Annotated in this window: 14 protein-coding genes; 5 read left to right on the forward strand and 9 right to left on the reverse strand. The window is 58.2% G+C overall.

Annotated features, from left to right (window positions below; all coding sequences use genetic code 11):
* Positions 1–180: 180 nt before the first annotated feature.
* Positions 181–2,568 carry a ribonuclease R gene (rnr, locus tag G5253_RS14255; RefSeq protein ID WP_266135392.1) on the reverse strand — a complete coding sequence of 796 codons (2,388 nt, stop codon included), beginning with the start codon at positions 2,566–2,568 and terminating at the stop codon, positions 181–183.
* Positions 2,569–2,702: 134 nt separating this feature from the next.
* Here rnr and G5253_RS14260 point away from each other — a divergent pair, with 134 nt between their 5' ends.
* Positions 2,703–3,725 carry a GGDEF domain-containing protein gene (locus G5253_RS14260; RefSeq protein WP_005343157.1) on the forward strand — a complete coding sequence of 341 codons (1,023 nt, stop codon included), beginning with the start codon at positions 2,703–2,705 and terminating at the stop codon, positions 3,723–3,725.
* A 130-nt stretch (positions 3,726–3,855) separates the two neighbouring features.
* On the opposite strand, the gene ompA is transcribed toward G5253_RS14260, so the two are convergent.
* Together ompA and G5253_RS14270 are read right to left on the reverse strand one after the other, a co-directional pair.
* On the reverse strand, positions 3,856–4,893 hold the full coding sequence (gene ompA / locus G5253_RS14265) for a porin OmpA (RefSeq protein WP_266135391.1): 1,038 nt from the start codon (positions 4,891–4,893) through the stop codon (positions 3,856–3,858).
* A 265-nt stretch (positions 4,894–5,158) separates the two neighbouring features.
* Positions 5,159–6,196 (reverse strand): SGNH/GDSL hydrolase family protein, encoded by a 1,038-nt coding sequence (locus G5253_RS14270; protein WP_069526899.1) that lies wholly within the window; start codon positions 6,194–6,196, stop codon positions 5,159–5,161.
* 254 nt (positions 6,197–6,450) lie between these two features.
* Here G5253_RS14270 and G5253_RS14275 point away from each other — a divergent pair, with 254 nt between their 5' ends.
* Positions 6,451–6,837, forward strand: coding sequence for a YgiW/YdeI family stress tolerance OB fold protein (locus tag G5253_RS14275; RefSeq protein WP_005335826.1), 387 nt, complete (start codon positions 6,451–6,453; stop codon positions 6,835–6,837).
* Between the two features lie 85 nt (positions 6,838–6,922).
* Here G5253_RS14275 and mltC read toward each other — a convergent pair whose 3' ends face one another.
* The 3 genes from mltC to mutY all read right to left on the reverse strand — a co-directional run bounded on the left by mltC (position 6,923) and on the right by mutY (position 9,477).
* Positions 6,923–8,026 carry a membrane-bound lytic murein transglycosylase MltC gene (gene mltC / locus G5253_RS14280; RefSeq protein WP_031227922.1) on the reverse strand — a complete coding sequence of 368 codons (1,104 nt, stop codon included), beginning with the start codon at positions 8,024–8,026 and terminating at the stop codon, positions 6,923–6,925.
* A gap of 117 nt (positions 8,027–8,143) precedes the next feature.
* Positions 8,144–8,416: an oxidative damage protection protein gene (locus G5253_RS14285; protein ID WP_005335828.1), complete on the reverse strand. Its 273-nt coding sequence runs from the start codon at positions 8,414–8,416 to the stop codon at positions 8,144–8,146.
* 8 nt (positions 8,417–8,424) lie between these two features.
* Positions 8,425–9,477: an A/G-specific adenine glycosylase gene (mutY, locus tag G5253_RS14290; RefSeq protein ID WP_266135390.1), complete on the reverse strand. Its 1,053-nt coding sequence runs from the start codon at positions 9,475–9,477 to the stop codon at positions 8,425–8,427.
* Positions 9,478–9,714: 237 nt separating this feature from the next.
* On the opposite strand from mutY, the gene G5253_RS14295 reads away from it, so the two are divergent.
* Positions 9,715–10,953: a multifunctional CCA addition/repair protein gene (locus G5253_RS14295; RefSeq protein WP_266135389.1), complete on the forward strand. Its 1,239-nt coding sequence runs from the start codon at positions 9,715–9,717 to the stop codon at positions 10,951–10,953.
* Positions 10,954–11,071: 118 nt separating this feature from the next.
* Here G5253_RS14295 and G5253_RS14300 read toward each other — a convergent pair whose 3' ends face one another.
* Both G5253_RS14300 and G5253_RS14305 read right to left on the reverse strand, forming a co-directional pair.
* Positions 11,072–12,670 (reverse strand): BCCT family transporter, encoded by a 1,599-nt coding sequence (locus G5253_RS14300; RefSeq protein WP_005335834.1) that lies wholly within the window; start codon positions 12,668–12,670, stop codon positions 11,072–11,074.
* Between the two features lie 9 nt (positions 12,671–12,679).
* Complete coding sequence (locus tag G5253_RS14305) at positions 12,680–13,207, reverse strand: hypothetical protein (protein ID WP_069526903.1); 528 nt, start codon at positions 13,205–13,207, stop codon at positions 12,680–12,682.
* A 163-nt stretch (positions 13,208–13,370) separates the two neighbouring features.
* Here G5253_RS14305 and G5253_RS14310 point away from each other — a divergent pair, with 163 nt between their 5' ends.
* Positions 13,371–13,850 (forward strand): MarR family winged helix-turn-helix transcriptional regulator, encoded by a 480-nt coding sequence (locus G5253_RS14310; protein WP_216952087.1) that lies wholly within the window; start codon positions 13,371–13,373, stop codon positions 13,848–13,850.
* 71 nt (positions 13,851–13,921) lie between these two features.
* Here the strand turns inward: G5253_RS14310 and G5253_RS14315 are convergent, their stop codons facing one another.
* Positions 13,922–14,503 carry a YjaG family protein gene (locus tag G5253_RS14315; protein ID WP_266135388.1) on the reverse strand — a complete coding sequence of 194 codons (582 nt, stop codon included), beginning with the start codon at positions 14,501–14,503 and terminating at the stop codon, positions 13,922–13,924.
* Between the two features lie 162 nt (positions 14,504–14,665).
* Between G5253_RS14315 and G5253_RS14320 the strand changes: the two genes are divergently transcribed.
* Positions 14,666–15,610 carry a D-2-hydroxyacid dehydrogenase gene (locus tag G5253_RS14320; protein ID WP_266135387.1) on the forward strand — a complete coding sequence of 315 codons (945 nt, stop codon included), beginning with the start codon at positions 14,666–14,668 and terminating at the stop codon, positions 15,608–15,610.
* Positions 15,611–15,742: the final 132 nt, after the last annotated feature.

The raw sequence follows: 15,742 nt of genomic DNA on the forward strand, positions 1-15,742 counted from the left end.
CCTCTCCCCTTTTCGCTGACCATAAAAAATCCGAACCCCGGTAACCGGGTTCGGATTTTTTCATCTCAAGAGTCGCAGGCTTTTGCAGTGATAACCCGGGCGCTGGCGAAGATAACCCGGGGCCATCAGCCCTTTACGACCTCAGCCCGGGTCGCCAGACCCAGGCCATAGGCTGAGGGCTTATCCCTTGGCCTTATCACGAGCCTTTTTGCTCGGTCGTCTGTTGCTCGGTTTGGCACGGCCACCCTTGTCGGATTTGCCGTGCTCCTTGCCCTCTTTACGTTTTTCGTGGCGCTGGGCGCTCTTGGCCTTCTCTTTCTTGATCTCGGCCTGCTTGCGCGCCATCTCTTTGGCGTTCTTGCCGGTGGCCTTGAGCGGCTCTTCCACCATCACGAAGTCGATCTTGCGATCGTCCAGGTTCACGCCCATCACCTTGACACGCACCTTGTCACCCAGACGGTAGCGACGGCGGAAGTTCTCGCCGATCAGCTGCATGTGCAGGGGATCAAACTGGTAGTAGTCGTTGGTGAGGGTGCTGACGTGCACCAGACCGTCGATGTGGATCTCCGCCAGACGCACGAAGAAGCCAAAGCCGGTGACGCTGGCGATAACGCCGTCAAACTCGTCACCCACGTGATCCAGCATGTACTCGCACTTGAGCCAGTCGGCCACGTCGCGAGTGGCATCGTCGGCACGGCGCTCGGTCATGGAGCAGTGCTCGCCCATCGGGTCCACTTCTTCAAGCTGGTAGTGATAACCACCGCTCGGGGTCCACTTGTGGCGCAGGTTGCCCTGTTGCTCCTTGGCGGTCTGATACTTGATCGCCCGGTGCAGGATCAGGTCGGGATAACGACGGATTGGCGAGGTGAAATGCGCATAGGACTTCAACGCCAGACCGAAGTGACCGATGTTGTCGGCCTGATAGATGGCCTGACGCATGGAGCGCAGCAGCATGGTGGAGAGCAGCTCCGCATCCGGGCGACCTTCAAACTTGGCGGCCAGCTCGGCGAAATCTTTCGGCTCAGGCTCGAGGCCGCCCTTGAGCTCCAGACCCAGTTCGGCCAGGAAGTCGCGGAAACCGGTCAGACGCTCTTCGCCAGGACGATCGTGTACCCGGAACAGGGCAAAGGCTTCGTTCTTCTCGATATAACGAGCAGCAGCCACGTTCGCCTGGATCATGCACTCTTCGATGATCTTGTGGGCGTCGTTGCGCACCAGCGGCACGATGCGGTCGATCTTGCGCTGGGCGTTGAAGATGAAGCGGGTCTCCTCGCTCTCGAACTCCACCGCACCGCGCTGATGACGGGCATGCTTGAGCGCCTTATAGAGGTTGTTCAGCTCTTCGATGTGGCCCACCAGCGGATCATACTGCTGGCGCAGCTTGGGATCGCCATCGAGGATTGCGGCAACCTTGGTGTAGGTCAGACGGGCGTGAGAGTTCATTACCGCTTCGTAGAACTTGTAGCCGGACATGCGGCCAGCGGCGGAGATGGTCATCTCGCACACCATGCAGAGACGGTCAACTTGCGGGTTCAGGGAACACAAGCCGTTGGAGAGCACCTCCGGCAGCATGGGCACCACGAACTCGGGGAAGTAGACGGAGTTGCCGCGCTGATACGCTTCGGCATCCAGCGCCGTGCCGGGCTTCACGTAAGCGGAGACGTCAGCAATGGCAACCCACAGGCGCCAGCCACCACCGCGTTTGGCTTCACAGAAGACGGCGTCATCGAAGTCGCGGGCATCTTCGCCGTCGATGGTGACCAGCGGCAGGGCGCGCAGGTCGATGCGGCCCTCTTTGGCCTTCTCCGGCACCTGTTCGCCGAGACCGGCAACCTCTTTGGTCACCTCTTCCGGCCAGGTGTGCGGGATACCGTGGGTACGCAGGGCAATTTCGATCTCCATGCCCGGGGCCATGTTCTCGCCCAGCACTTCCAGTACGGTGCCGACGGCATTGATGCGGGAGGTGGCGCGCTGGTTAATGCGCACAACCACGACCTGGCTCTGGCGAGCCCCTTTGTTTTCCCCTTCCGGGATAATGATGTCCTGGCCGATACGGCTGTCATCCGGCACCACGAAACCAACGCCATTCTCGACGAAGTAACGGCCGACAATGTCTGCCTCACGGGACTTGAGCAGGCGCACCAGACGCGCTTCCTGACGACCCTTGCGGTCGATCTCGGTCGGCTGCACCAGCACGTAATCGCCATGCATAAGGCGTTGCATCTCTCGGTTGTTCAGATACAGATCCGGACCACCACCTTCCGGACGCAGAAAACCGAAGCCATCCTTGTGGCCGATTACATAACCTTTGACCAGATTCAGGCGATCCGGCAGGGCATAACATTGGTTGCGAGTGAATACCAGCTGACCATCGCGCTCCATGGCGCGCAGACGACGACGCAAGGCTTCCAACGGCTCTTCATCTTTCAGCTTGAGGACCTTGGCCAATTCTTCACGGGACATGGGCTTTTCATGGCCCTTGATGAGTTCCAGGATCAACTCGCGACTGGCGATGGGGTTATCGTATTTTTCGGCCTCGCGTTCGAGGAAAGGATCTTTTTGAGACATAAGCAGGCCTTAGGGTAGGTGGTAACGGTGCCATTATATCGGAGGGGGGGGCGAATGGCATCCATCGGCTGCCTTTTGGCCAATCTCTCTGTCATACTATCTTCAGTTCGCTGGCATGATGAGACACAGAACTCATGAGTAAGGACACATTTGCCCAATCCGCCGCCTATCTCAAACAGGCAGTTCCCCTGATGATCAAGTACCAAATCCCAACTACGCCGGACAACTACCACCTGTGGTACAACTATGTCTCGGCCAGCATGCCCGAACTCAACCAGGCGATCGATCAAGCCATCAAACTGCAGGGAACCTGCTCGCTCACTACCTGCGAGCGCCTCTATCACCAATATCTGGCTGCGCAGGACGAACAGCAGATGGAGGCGATGAAGCTCAACCTTGCAGCCATGGCCAACGAGCTCGGCCACTCCATGCAGGATGCCATCTCCGATACCGGTATGTTTCAGGAGATGCTCGACAAGAGCTTCGACAAGTTAAGTAAGATCGACGATGAGGGGCTGAGCCTGGAAGATACCATGGGCATCTTGCGAGACTTGGTGCGCGAATCGCGGGATGTACGCATGTCCACCATGCACTTTCGCAGCCAGCTCAGCAATGCCGAGAAGGAGATCAAGGAGCTGCGTGCCGCGCTCAACGAAACCCGCAAACTGGCCAACGAGGATGCACTCACCAACCTGCTCAACCGCCGCGCCTTCGATCTGGAGCTGGAGGGGTTGATCCGCAGTCAGCACCCCTTTTCACTGATCCTCGCCGATATCGATCGGTTCAAAAATTTCAACGACGAGTACGGTCACCTGCTCGGCGATCAGGTGCTGCGTGCCTTTAGCAAACGGCTGCGCGATGCCTGCAAGGAGGGGGTCACCGCCTATCGGCTGGGTGGGGAAGAGTTTGCCATGCTGGTTCCCCATCGCTCGCTGGCACTGGCTAGGCAAATGGCAGAGAGCATGCGCCGTTCCATAGAGCGGATGTCGATTCTGGATCGCAAATCTGGCCGCCGCATCGACCACATCACCGCCTCGTTTGGCGTGGGCGAGTTCAACGGTCAGGAGAGTGCAGACTGTCTGGTCGAACGTACCGACAAGCTGCTCTACAAGGCCAAGGAGCTGGGGCGCAACCGGGTTATGCCGCTCCCTTCCTGATTTGTCCTCTGTCCGACCGCAATGCCAATGTAAAAAGCCAGTCAGCTCAACTGACTGGCTTTTTGGCCTCTCTTGCTCCAACAGGGGCTGTTAATTCCAGCCCCTGTGGAGAGCTGCTCAGTGTGAAAGATTACTCCTGCACCTCGCTGACACCTTCGACTTTCACATCAACACGGCGATCCGGAGCCAGGCAGACGATCAGCTCACGCTTGGACTTGCTGACGCAGCTGTCGCCGGTAACCGGTGAGGATTTACCACGCCCTTCCACATTGATCTTGGCGGCCGGGATCCCTTTACCAACCAGATAGTTGGCGACGGTCTGGGCACGCTGCTCGGAGAGTTTCTGGTTGTAGGCATCGGAACCGATACGGTCGGTGTGACCAATTACGGTTGCCACGCCATCTTTGGGTCGAGCCTCTTCAATCTGGCTGTAGAGGCTATCCAGAGCCTGACTGGCCTCTGGCTTGAGGGTCGCCTTGTTGAAGTCAAACAGCACATCAGAGCTCAGGGTGAACTGCTTCTCGACCATCACAGGCTCGGGAGCCGGGGCTGGTGCCGGAGCGGGTGCCACGGGGGCAACCTGACCAAAGCGATAAACCGCTGCCAACGACAGCAAGCCGTTATCCATTCTCAGGCCGGTATCATCACGGCTGCCATACGGGGTGGTGTACTGGTACTCTAGGCGAGCAGCCCAGTCGAGGTTAAACGCATACTCGGCACCCAGAGCACCGACCATGACAAAGCGGCTGTCATCCTTGTAGAGATCGCTCTTGGTATCAGCCCAGCCATAACCGCCACCGACACGACCATACAGATCCAGATTATCGGTAACCGGGAAACCCAGTTTCAGGGTCAGTTGGGCCAGCTGTGCAGTCACCTCATCGCTAAAAGCTGCACCGCTCTTCACTGCGTCGTATTTATATTTGCCCAGGTAGTCGTAACCCAGCTCCAGTCCCAGATTCTTGTTGATCTGATAACCGCCAAACACGCCTGCACCCAAGGCATCGTTGGTCTCATTGCCAAGGGTCAGGGCATTGCTTTCATCAATGCCGTAGAAGTTGGACCAGCCCAGTTTGGCACCGCCATACCAGGTGTTGTCTTGACCGGCAGCCTGGGCATTGGCCGCCAGCAAGCCGGTAACCAGCAAGGTAATCAATGATTTTTTCATGTTTGAGCCTCTGCAACTTTATGTAGGAGGAGGTTGATTGATATCACCTCGTCTTATAGGTGCAACCACCCAAAAGCGATCGCAGCATATCAACGTTAGCCTATTTTCAAGTCACTGATATCAATTAACAAAAAACACTCTAACGCAACCACGTTACAAAAACAGCAACAAACGTTTGTTATTTGAACTGAATGTGACGCAAAAAGACGCACAGATGAGGGCAGATAGGAGAAAAAGGCCAGCAACATGCTGGCCCGAAGCGATATCAGTGACGAACAAACTCGTAGTGCTGATCGATAAAGTCAGCAACACGCTGGCTCAGTACCTTGTGCACCGTCTTGGTCGGATGCACCTGATCCCAGAACATATGCTCATCGCAGTTGAGAGTCGCTGCTCGCCCTTTTGCCTGCCCGCTCACCACCGCCTGCGCCAGGATCGGGTTACCGGCAATAGCCACTCTTTCGGAGACACTCAAAGCCGGGGTCGCAGCCACCTCGGCGGCGCTGCCGGAGAATGGCTTCCACGTATAGCCGCCACCGTAGCAAGCGTGTTCTGTGTCACTCAGCCCGAACTGCTGGGGATCGCGCATCATCTCGTCAAACTGCTTGTCCACTTCGAACAGCTTCACGATGCCAAGGGGAGCCAGCTCTCGAGTGAGGTTCTGCAACTTCTGGTTGTGGTAGCTGGCCACATGGCGCACCTTCTCCACCACCTTCATGCTGCGGGCTGACGGGGTCTGCCCCAGATCCGGGATGTTGAACAGCAGGATTTGCTGCGCACCGTTGAGCACCAACCTGTTGGATGCCAGCCGGATGGTATCGATCACCCGATCCGCATCCCGCTCGGTGTTCCAGCCATAGGCCAGATAGTCGTTGGCACCGACCCAGATCACCACCAGATCATCGGGGCGGAACTTGTCCTTTTTCAGAAACTGATCGATCTCGTAATCGAGGTTGTTGATCACCTGATATTTGGGATCCCAGGACCAGAAACCGAGCCAGCCGTTCAGGGCACCCAGATGGTTATAGGCCACCGCGGTCGCACCGCCTTCCGCCTCGTTGGCCACGACCAGACCGGGGAAACGCTCGTCACCCAACTGCTCCAGCCACACCGGGCCGTTGCTGAAACGCCCGTTGAAGTAGGGTGGGCTGGAGGGGAGATACCCCCGCATCTTCTTGTACATCTTGCCGGTGTCGGAGAGGCTGTCACCAAACATCACGACCCGGGAAAAAGGTTGGCGTCCCTCTGCCGCTTGCGCGGTCAATGCCATTAACCCCAATAAACAAACAAGCCATTTCTTCATATTGTTATGCTCTTCGATTAAGCAGGTGAGACCTGCGGACTTCTCCTCGAGTGGCGACAGGCATGGGAAGAGTCTGCTGCCACTGACTTCTGGTGAAGGCGACAGATTACAGTTCCAGATGAAATCACACATGTTCCGCCACCGATGAAATCGCTTGCGCTCACAAAACAGACAATCACACCAGCCTATTTCTTTCACGCTTGTTTCACGCCCCCCCCGGCACAATGCCCTCATACCAACGACAGGAGTATGAAATGAACAAGGCAAGCGCAAGCGTAATCGGACTGTTGACCCTGATGTCTGTCTCCTCTTTTGCCATGGCGGCCTATACCGGCCCGCAGGAGCAGAACAAGGTTTCCGTTGCTCAACTGAAAGATCTGGCCGATGACAGCTGGGCCACCCTGGAAGGGAAACTGGTCAAGCACCTGGGCGGCGAGAATTATCTGTTCCGTGATGCCAGCGGTGAGGTGGAGGTCGAAGTGGATCAGGATGTGTGGCGCGGCACCGAAGTGGGCCCGGATGATCAGATCCGCATCCGTGGTGAAGTGGACCACAGCTGGAACAAAACCGAAGTGGAAGTGAAAACCCTGGAGAAAGTGGGCGCGGCCCCGCAGACCAAGGGCGGCTTTATCGCCAAATAAGGCCACTTCAACGACGAACTGGCCAGACGTTAAAAGGGCGCTTGATATCAAGCGCCCTTTTGCATGGTTAACCCAGCGTCACAGCTTAACCGGCCCGACTAGAAAAAGCTCTCTTGAATCCCTTCTCGGCCTGATTGACTTTGTAGAGGTAACGGCGCGCCTCCTCTTTGGGATGTTGCTCGGTCAACACCTGATAGACCGCCTCGGGGGAGAGCCGATTGATCCGGCCCGGCGCCGCCTTGCGATCGCTGGAGAAGGTATTGAGTACCCCGCCCGCACCACCGTTATAGGCGGAGATCACCGCATAGCGACGGGAGCGCGGATCCTGAATATCCGCCAGATAGACGGTCTGCAACAGGTGCAGGTAGGCGGTACCGACATCGATGTTGTAGGCCGGATTGAACAGCTCCTCCCGAGTCGGCTGGCCGTTCTTGCCCTTGACCCGAACATAGACGTCACGACCGGCGGTAGCCGGGATCACCTGCATCAGGCCATAAGCGTTGGCATGGCTCACCGCATAGGGGTTGAAGCTGCTCTCGGTCTTGATCACCGCATAGATCAGGCTCTCCGGCACGCCGTATTTGCGCGACGCTTCCCGGATGATCCCCGCATACTTGTAGCCCCGTCGATCTTCATGGTTGGCCACCATGGGAATATCAACGAAGAAGATGGTGCGAATCCCCAAAGTGCGCTTCTTCATCGCCGTGTTGAGCAGGTAATCGGCATAACGCTCGGCGCGCCAGGAGGCGCGGATTGGCTGGCGCTGATTGTCCAGCACCTGACCGTAGAGGAAGGGCTCGCCGCCGGTCAGAATTTCCCGGTCGGAGTAAAGATCCACTTCGGCCGGATCGTCCGGCGTCAGCAGGGTCTCGATGATGGCGCGACGCAGGTGAGCGCGGGGATCGATGCCCGAGACCGTCTCCACCATGATGTGGCCGCTGGAGAAGTCGATGTGGGCCCGGCTCTTGTACTGATCCGTGTATTTTACGTAGTCAAACTTGCCCGCAAACAGCGCCTCCCGCCCCCATATCTCGTTAACGTTATGGGAGAGCGCGCTGATCATGTGTTCAAAACCGCGGATGTCCTTGCCGTTGACCAGATCGTCATCCTCACTCCCGCTGGGCTTGGGGGAAGATGAGCAGGCAGAGAGAAACAGCAGGGTGCACAGCAGCCAAAAAATTCGGCCCATAGGATCCTCAAACCGGGCAGCAGAGCTGCCCATCATTCATTTGCTGCGACTTCAGGAGCGGTCACGCCAGTGTGGCGCCATTCCCGCTCCTGTTCACACGTACAACAGCCGGAGAGCTTACTGGGCAGGCGGGGTGTAACCTTCGATCTGCACTTCACCTGCATCAAACAGGTAGCTGACCATCTCTTTTTCCAGCAGTTGGCGATGCTCAAGATTCATCATGTTGAGCTTTTTCTCGTTGATCAGCATCACCTGCTTCTTCTGCCACTCGGCCCAGGCTTCCTTGCTGATGTTGTCAAAAATCCGCTTGCCGAGCTCACCGGGATAGAGTTGGAAATCCAGACCCGGGCCCTCTTTTTTCAGGCGTTGGCAAAATACAGTACGGCTCATGTTGACCTCTATGGTTGTAACTCTGGATAGGCGAGCAGACGGGCCGTGGCGGCCGCCAGCCCCACCTCGGCAGGATGGCGTAAGTTATACCAGAGTCGGTTATCTGCTTCCATGAGCCGCAGCGGCTGCGCCTCATCAATGTCAATCAGCAGCGGCTGAATATCGAGATGGAAGTGGCTGAAGGTATGGCGAAAACCGGCCAGTTCACGATAACCGTGATGGCTCAGGCCGAGGGATGCCAGCAGACCCTCCACCTCCGCCAGCGAGGCCACCTGCGGGAAGCAGTAGAGCCCGCCCCAGATCCCCTGTGGCGGCCGCTTCTCCAGCAATAACTCGTCACCATGGCGGATCAACAACATGACGCCATCGCGGGCCGGAATGCTCTTCTTGGGCTTGCTGTTGGGATAAGCGGTAGGCTTGCCTTGCGACAGCCCCTGGCAATCGGCCCGCACCGGACAGCGATCACAGGCAGGCTTGCTGCGGGTGCAGATAGTGGCCCCGATATCCATCATTGCCTGATTGTATTGCGCCACCCCCAGCTTGGGGGTGAGCCGGATGGCGATCTCCCACAGCTCGTTCTCCACCTGTTTTTGGCCGGGCCAGCCCGGCAGCGCCAGCCAGCGGGTGAGTACCCGCTTCACGTTGCCATCAAGGATGGCGTGGGGCTGACCGAGAGAGAGCGACAACACGGCCCCGGCGGTAGAACGACCAATCCCTGGCAGCGCCATCACCTCGTCAAAGCGCTCGGGAAAGAGACCATGGTGATGATCGCGGATCTGCTGGGCCGCCTTGTGCAGGTTGCGGGCCCGGGCGTAGTAGCCAAGCCCGGTCCAGTGGTGCAGCACCTCGTCGACAGGGGCATCGGCCAGCGCCACCACATCGGGGAAGCGCGCCATAAAACGCTGGTAATAGGGGATCACGGTAGCGACTTGGGTCTGCTGCAGCATGATCTCCGAGACCCAGACCCGGTAAGGGGTCTTCTCCTGCTGCCAGGGCAGGGTTTTGCGGCCATGAAGCTCATACCACTCCAGAACCCGGCTTGCGAAGGTTGATTGATTCACGTTGTTCTCATGTCGTTGATATATGGGGAACTCTGTGGTTCCTTCAGCTCATCTGGCCTGCGCGGGCATAAAGTCATCCCGCAGCACAGCGCCAGCTGTCTGGTGCGGCAGCGTAAGGCCTCGTCACGCCCAAGTCAAAGCCGCGCTGACTGGCGCTGCGGGCAGGTGGTGGTCAGGCAGCAAAGCGGTAACAAAGACGATATACTCGGCCCCACGATTGATGACGGGAGAGACGGTTTGCAGACTTATCTGGTTGGGGGCGCAGTGCGGGATCGCCTGCTGGGATTACCGCAGGGCGACAGGGATCATCTGGTGGTCGGCACCACCGTGGAGCAGATGCTGGCGCTGGGCTTTACCCAGGTCGGTCGCGACTTTCCCGTGTTTCTTCACCCCAAAACCCAGCAGGAGTATGCCCTCGCCCGTACCGAGCGCAAACAGGGTCAGGGCTACACCGGCTTTGTCTGCCACGCAGCCCCCGATGTGACGCTGGAACAGGATCTGCTGCGCCGGGATCTCACCATCAACGCCATCGCCGAAGATGATCAGGGCCAGCTCCACGATCCCTACGGTGGCATCAAGGATTTGGAAAAACGGCTGCTGCGCCACGTCTCCCCCGCCTTTGCCGAAGATCCGCTGCGCATCTTGCGGGTCGCCCGCTTCGCCGCCCGCTTCCACGCTCAGGGATTTACCATAGCGCCGGAAACCCTCGCCCTGATGAGCGAGATGACGGCCGCTGGCGAGCTGGCCCACCTCACGCCGGAGCGGGTCTGGAAGGAGCTGGAAAAAGTGCTGCTGGGGCCGACCCCGCAGATCTTTATCGAGGTGCTGCGCCAATGTGGTGCCCTCAAGGCGCTCTTCCCCGAAATCGACGCTCTGTTCGGCGTCCCCGCCCCGGCCAAGTGGCACCCGGAGATCGACACCGGCATCCACACCCTGATGGTGCTGGAGCAGGCGTGCCGGATCTCCCCCGAGCTGACCGTCCGCTTTGCTGCCCTCTGCCACGACCTTGGCAAGGGAGTGACCCCCAAGGAGTTCTGGCCAAGCCATCACGGTCACGGCCAGAAGGGGCTGCCGCTGATACGAGCCCTGTGCGAGCGATTCCGGGTACCCAACGAGTGCCGGGATCTGGCACTGCTGGTGAGCGATCTGCACACCCACATCCATATCGCCTTTGAGCTCAAGCCCGCCACCCTGCTCAAGGTGTTCGACAAGGCAGATGCCTGGCGCCGCCCCGAGCGCTTTGCCCAGCTGCTGGATGCCTGCCGCGCCGACTTCCATGGCCGCACCGGTTTCGAGGAGCGGGTCTACGCCGAGCCGGACTATGTGGCCGAAGCGCTGGCTGCCGCCCAGGCGGTGCCGGTGAAAGAGATAGTGGCGGCCGGTTTCAAAGGGGAAGAGATCAAGGAGCAGCTCGCCAAAAAGCGCACTGATGCCATCAGCCGCATCAAGGATGAGTGGACCTTCATCGAGGAGTAACCTCGGCCCCATAACAGACGGCCGCCCTGATGATGAGCTCCGCAAGGAGAGCATCGCCAGGGCGGCCGTTTTGCATCCAGATTGATATGTGAGGGGGCGCTAACCCCTGCTGGTGCCGTTATGCCGGACCAATTCGCTCCATCAGGCTCATATGGGATGAGCCATCGTGGCGCTTGAGGTTCTGGCGATACTCGAACTGGCGCTGACTCTCCTGCTTGAGCCCCAGCATCAGCGAATAGCACATCGCCAACATGATCACCGAGAAGGGCAGCGCGGCTATGATGCTGGCCGCCTGCAAGGCCGCCAGGCCGCCGGAGACCAGCAGGATAGCGGCAACCAGCCCCTGCCCCAGACCCCATACGGCGCGGTGCAGTACCGGCGGCTCCTGATCACCGATGGAGAGCAGGGTGGTGATGACCAGCGTGCCCGAGTCACTGGAGGTGATGAAGTAGGTGCAGATGAGCAGGGTCAACACGGCCTTGGCGATCCAGCCGAAGGTATCCCAGTGCAGCAGTTCGACCGTCTTGTAGAGCGCCAGCGTCACATCCTGATTGACCGCAGCGACCACGCCGCCACCACCAAACAGCTCCAGATTCATCGCCGTGCCGCCAAACACGGTGAGCCAGAACATGCCGAGCAGTGAGGGTACCAGCAACACACCGAGCACAAACTCGCGGATAGTACGCCCCTTGGAAATGCGGGCGATAAACATGCCGACAAACGGCGCCCAGGCAATCCACCAGCCCCAGTAAAACGCCGTCCAGCTCGACTGCCAGGCCGAGGTGCCGTTGGCCTCGGTGTTGGTCCAGAAGCTCAGTTTGACGATGTTCTGCAGGTAATCACCGATATTCTGTACATAGGCGTTGAGGATATAGGTGGTCGGCCCCAGCACCAGAAAGAGCGCGAGCACGAAGACACTCAGCCAGATATTGAGCTCGGAGAGGATCTTCACCCCGCGCCCGACCCCGGAGACCGCCGAGAGGGTGGCGATCAGGCTGATGCCACCAATCAGCCAGAGCTGGTTGGACTGCGACACCGCCATACCAAACATCTGGTTGAGGCCGGTATTCATCTGGGAGACCCCCAGACCAAGGGAGGTCGCCACCCCGAAGACGGTGCCGAACACGGCCAGCACATCGGCCGCATGGCCCCAAAAACCGTAAATCCGCTCGCCAAGGATGGGGTAGAGCACGGAGCGGATCGCCAGCGGCAACTTGCGCCGGTAGCTGAAAAAGGCAAGTGACAGGCCGACGATCACATAGATGGCCCAGGGGTGCAGGCCCCAATGGAAAAAGGTGAGGCGCATGGCGATCTGAGCCGCTTCCGGGGTCATCCCTTCGGTAATGAATGGATTGCCCTGCAGATGGTTCATCGGCTCGGCGATGCTCCAGAACACCAGACCGATCCCCATGCCTGCGCTAAAGAGCATGGAGAACCAGGCGAAGTAGCCGAACTCCGGTACCTGGTCGTCGTCACCCAGCCGGATGCTGCCAAAACGGCTGAACATCAAGTAGACAGCGAAGAACAGGAACAGGGCGACCACCAGAATGTAGTACCACTTGAACCCGGCAATAATCTGATCCTTGGCACCGACAAACCAGGCGGCCGCGGTATCGGGAACAAATACGCCAAACAGCAAAAACAGGGTGATCACGGTGAGGGCCGTCATGGCCATGGTCGGGTTGAGGCCTTTCAATAGCCCTTTGCTTGCTCGCATCCAGCCTCCTTAGTCGTTGTTGAAAAAGTCTTCGCCCACATGATCACCGGCACCGCCGATGGCGCGATAGACCAGTTTGCCAGCCGCCTGTTCGCGGTGATCTACCAGCGAAACCGAGGGCTGGCCGTTCACGGCGTGACGCTTGCCGAGGAAGATGGCCATGGGGACACCCAGATTGGAGACACCGCTGGTGATCCAAAGGCGGTTGAAGTCGTAAGAGCCACCGATGAACTCCAGCTGGGCCAGGCCGGTATCGAGGCCGGTCAGATAGAAGTTCATGGCACTTTCGTCAGGAAAGAGGTGCACCAGCACATAGGCGTAGCGCAATTCATTCACCAACTCCTTTAGGTTGAAAGTACCTGTCTCACTGCAAGAGAGGGGTAACTCACCATCATAGTGGTGTACTTTGAGGTTGTTGGGGTCTTCATCATAGGCAGGCTGATAGCGCACAAAAGCCGAGGTATCCGGCAGTTCATAGCGCACTCTGACCACACGTAACTCGGCCACCAGAGACTTGATATCCAGCTCGTCATTCATCATTTAGCTCCTCAAATGTCAGGGTGAATTCCGTGAAATGTCCGTCAACCTAACACAAAATTGATTAGAGCAGAAATTATTACAACAAAAACCATATTGACCTTGTGACGAATTAGGCGGAAAATTTTGCCCCTCTCCATAGCCTTCCAATGATGCACACCCCATGGAAAAACATGATGAAGTACTGGTCGCCCTGCGCCAGATTATTCGTGCCATCGACATGCACTCCAGGCGCTTGATCAAAGAAGCCGGGCTCACTTCCCCGCAACTATTGCTGCTAAAAGGGATCGACGAGCTGGGACAGATCTCCATGCGTCAGCTGGCCGATCACACCAACATGAGCCAGGCCACCGCCACTACCATCATGGACCGATTGGAGAGCCGTCAACTGGTGCAGCGCGTTCGCAGCAATACCGACAAGCGCAAGGTTCACGCGACACTGACTGACGCAGGCCGCGCCCTGCTGGCCCAGGCCCCGACCCCGCTGCAAGAGCGCTTCATCCAGCGTTTTCAGGCGCTGGAAGCGTGGGAACAGACCCTGCTGCTCTCCTCCCTGCAACGCATCTCCACCATGATGAATGCAGACGAAATCGACGCTGCCCCGGTGCTGAGCGTCAGACCCCTGACCGAAGAGCAAGCTTAAACATCCACAGAATGACAGACATAAAAAAAGCTCCCGACCGGGAGCTTTTGTCTATCAGGCACCGGAGATAATTACTCTTCCAGGCTGATACCGATATTGGAGACGCCATCCTGAGAGGCGAATGCTCTGATAGACAGGATACGATCGCTGTCGCGCTCATGGGCAACCCGCTTGAGCAACTCGACCTGAAACTCCAGCTCGGCCTCCATGTACTCGTGCTCGTAGAGCTCCTCTTCTGTCAGATCCCGCTCCTCCAGCAGCTCGATAAAACCGGCCACAGTGCCAACGGAGGCATGGCTGGCATCGTTGGCCTCTTCGCCAACCCGGCAGATCACCGAGTTGTAGGCGCAGCCCAGTGCCACACAGGCATCCAGCGCCGGATAGGCGCCGTAGGATTCAAACTTGCGGGGATCCGGGATATGGGCTTCTAACTCTTCGAGAATGGCTCCCAGATTGACCCGGGATCCCTTGACGGTCAGATAGTTCCACATCTGATCCAGCGCGTGCCGGAAGGCATCTGCATTGCCAAAACCGGAAGCCTGGCTGAACAGGGCATAGTTGGGGTACATGCGCTCTGCCAGCGCCAGGGTGTAGACGGTCTGTTGCCAAGGCTGTAGCTCGGCCAGTCGCTTATAAAACTTGTCACCAAACACTGGAGTCGGATCCTTTGCAAAATGTGGGGCAGATTGTAGCCCACGAGGGGCGTGGCGAAAACGAAAAAGCGCCCTGGTCGGCTATGTTGCGCTGGCAACTCGGGTAAGATGGGACGAGAGCGGCATCTTGTCGCGCCGCAAATTCTGATAAGGAACAAGAGTATGAGCCAACGTACCCTTCTTTTGCTCAGCCAGGATAATGCTCACTACGAACGTCTGCTCAAGGCGGCCAACCTCCCTCATCTGCGCATTCTGCGGGCCGACAACCCGAGCGATGCCGAACAACTTATCGGCGAGGCCCATATTCTGCTGGCAGAGCCAGCCCGCGCCAAGCCACTGCTGCCCAAAGCCAACAAGCTGAGCTGGTTCCAGTCCACCTATGCCGGGGTCGACGTGCTGCTCGATCCGGACAGTCGTCGCAACTATCAGCTCACCAACGTGCGCGGCATCTTCGGCCCGCTGATGAGCGAGTATGTCTTTGGTCATCTGCTCAGTCTGACACGCCAACTTCCTCTCTATCGGGAACAACAAAGACAACGACTCTGGCAGAGCCACCCCTATCAGGGGCTCAAAGGGAAAACCATGCTGATCCTGGGTACCGGCAGCATTGGCCAGCATATCGCCCACACCGGCAAACATTTTGGTATGAAGGTGCTGGGCATCAGCCGCAGTGGTCGGGAGCGTGCCGGGTTTGACCAGGTTTATCAGCTGCCTGCGCTCAACAAGATGCTGGCGCAGGCCGATGTCATCGTCAGCGTGCTGCCTGCCACCCGCGATACCCGTCATCTCTTCAATGCCGCCCGCTTCGAACACTGCAAACCGGGCGCCATCCTGTTCAACGTCGGTCGTGGCAGCGCTGTACACTCGGGCGATTTGCTCACCGCACTGCGTACCGGCAAGCTGGCAATGGCGGTGCTGGATGTATTCGAGCAGGAGCCGCTGCCCGCCGACAGTCCACTGTGGGGACAACCCAACCTCATCGTCACCCCCCACAACAGCGCCTACAGCTTTCCAGAGGATGTGGCCCAGATATTTGTACGCAACTACATTCGCTTTATCGATGGCCAGCCACTGGATGGCAAGATTGACTTCGACAAGGGTTACTGACCAACACTGCGCATGCAAAAAAGCCCCGCCAGTCTGGCGGGGCCTTTTCATTTCAGCTGTCCCGTCCTGAATATGGTTTACACCTTTCCTCCCAATAAATGGAGAACCCGATGGGACAAGGTGTGAAACGGA

This window comes from Aeromonas sp. 602658, from assembly GCF_049173005.1.
GTDB lineage: Bacteria > Pseudomonadota > Gammaproteobacteria > Enterobacterales > Aeromonadaceae > Aeromonas > Aeromonas veronii_A.

Bases quoted from the DNA above. Each gene is read 5' to 3' on its own strand.
- rnr (WP_266135392.1), bottom strand. From the start codon at position 2,568: ATGTCTCAAAAAGATCCTTTCCTCGAACGCGAGGCCGAAAAATACGAT.
- G5253_RS14260 (WP_005343157.1), top strand. From the start codon at position 2,703: ATGAGTAAGGACACATTTGCCCAATCCGCCGCCTATCTCAAACAGGCA.
- ompA (WP_266135391.1), bottom strand. From the start codon at position 4,893: ATGAAAAAATCATTGATTACCTTGCTGGTTACCGGCTTGCTGGCGGCC.
- G5253_RS14270 (WP_069526899.1), bottom strand. From the start codon at position 6,196: ATGAAGAAATGGCTTGTTTGTTTATTGGGGTTAATGGCATTGACCGCG.
- G5253_RS14275 (WP_005335826.1), top strand. From the start codon at position 6,451: ATGAACAAGGCAAGCGCAAGCGTAATCGGACTGTTGACCCTGATGTCT.
- mltC (WP_031227922.1), bottom strand. From the start codon at position 8,026: ATGGGCCGAATTTTTTGGCTGCTGTGCACCCTGCTGTTTCTCTCTGCC.
- G5253_RS14285 (WP_005335828.1), bottom strand. From the start codon at position 8,416: ATGAGCCGTACTGTATTTTGCCAACGCCTGAAAAAAGAGGGCCCGGGT.
- G5253_RS14300 (WP_005335834.1), bottom strand. From the start codon at position 12,670: ATGCGAGCAAGCAAAGGGCTATTGAAAGGCCTCAACCCGACCATGGCC.
- G5253_RS14305 (WP_069526903.1), bottom strand. From the start codon at position 13,207: ATGAATGACGAGCTGGATATCAAGTCTCTGGTGGCCGAGTTACGTGTG.
- G5253_RS14310 (WP_216952087.1), top strand. From the start codon at position 13,371: ATGGAAAAACATGATGAAGTACTGGTCGCCCTGCGCCAGATTATTCGT.
- G5253_RS14320 (WP_266135387.1), top strand. From the start codon at position 14,666: ATGAGCCAACGTACCCTTCTTTTGCTCAGCCAGGATAATGCTCACTAC.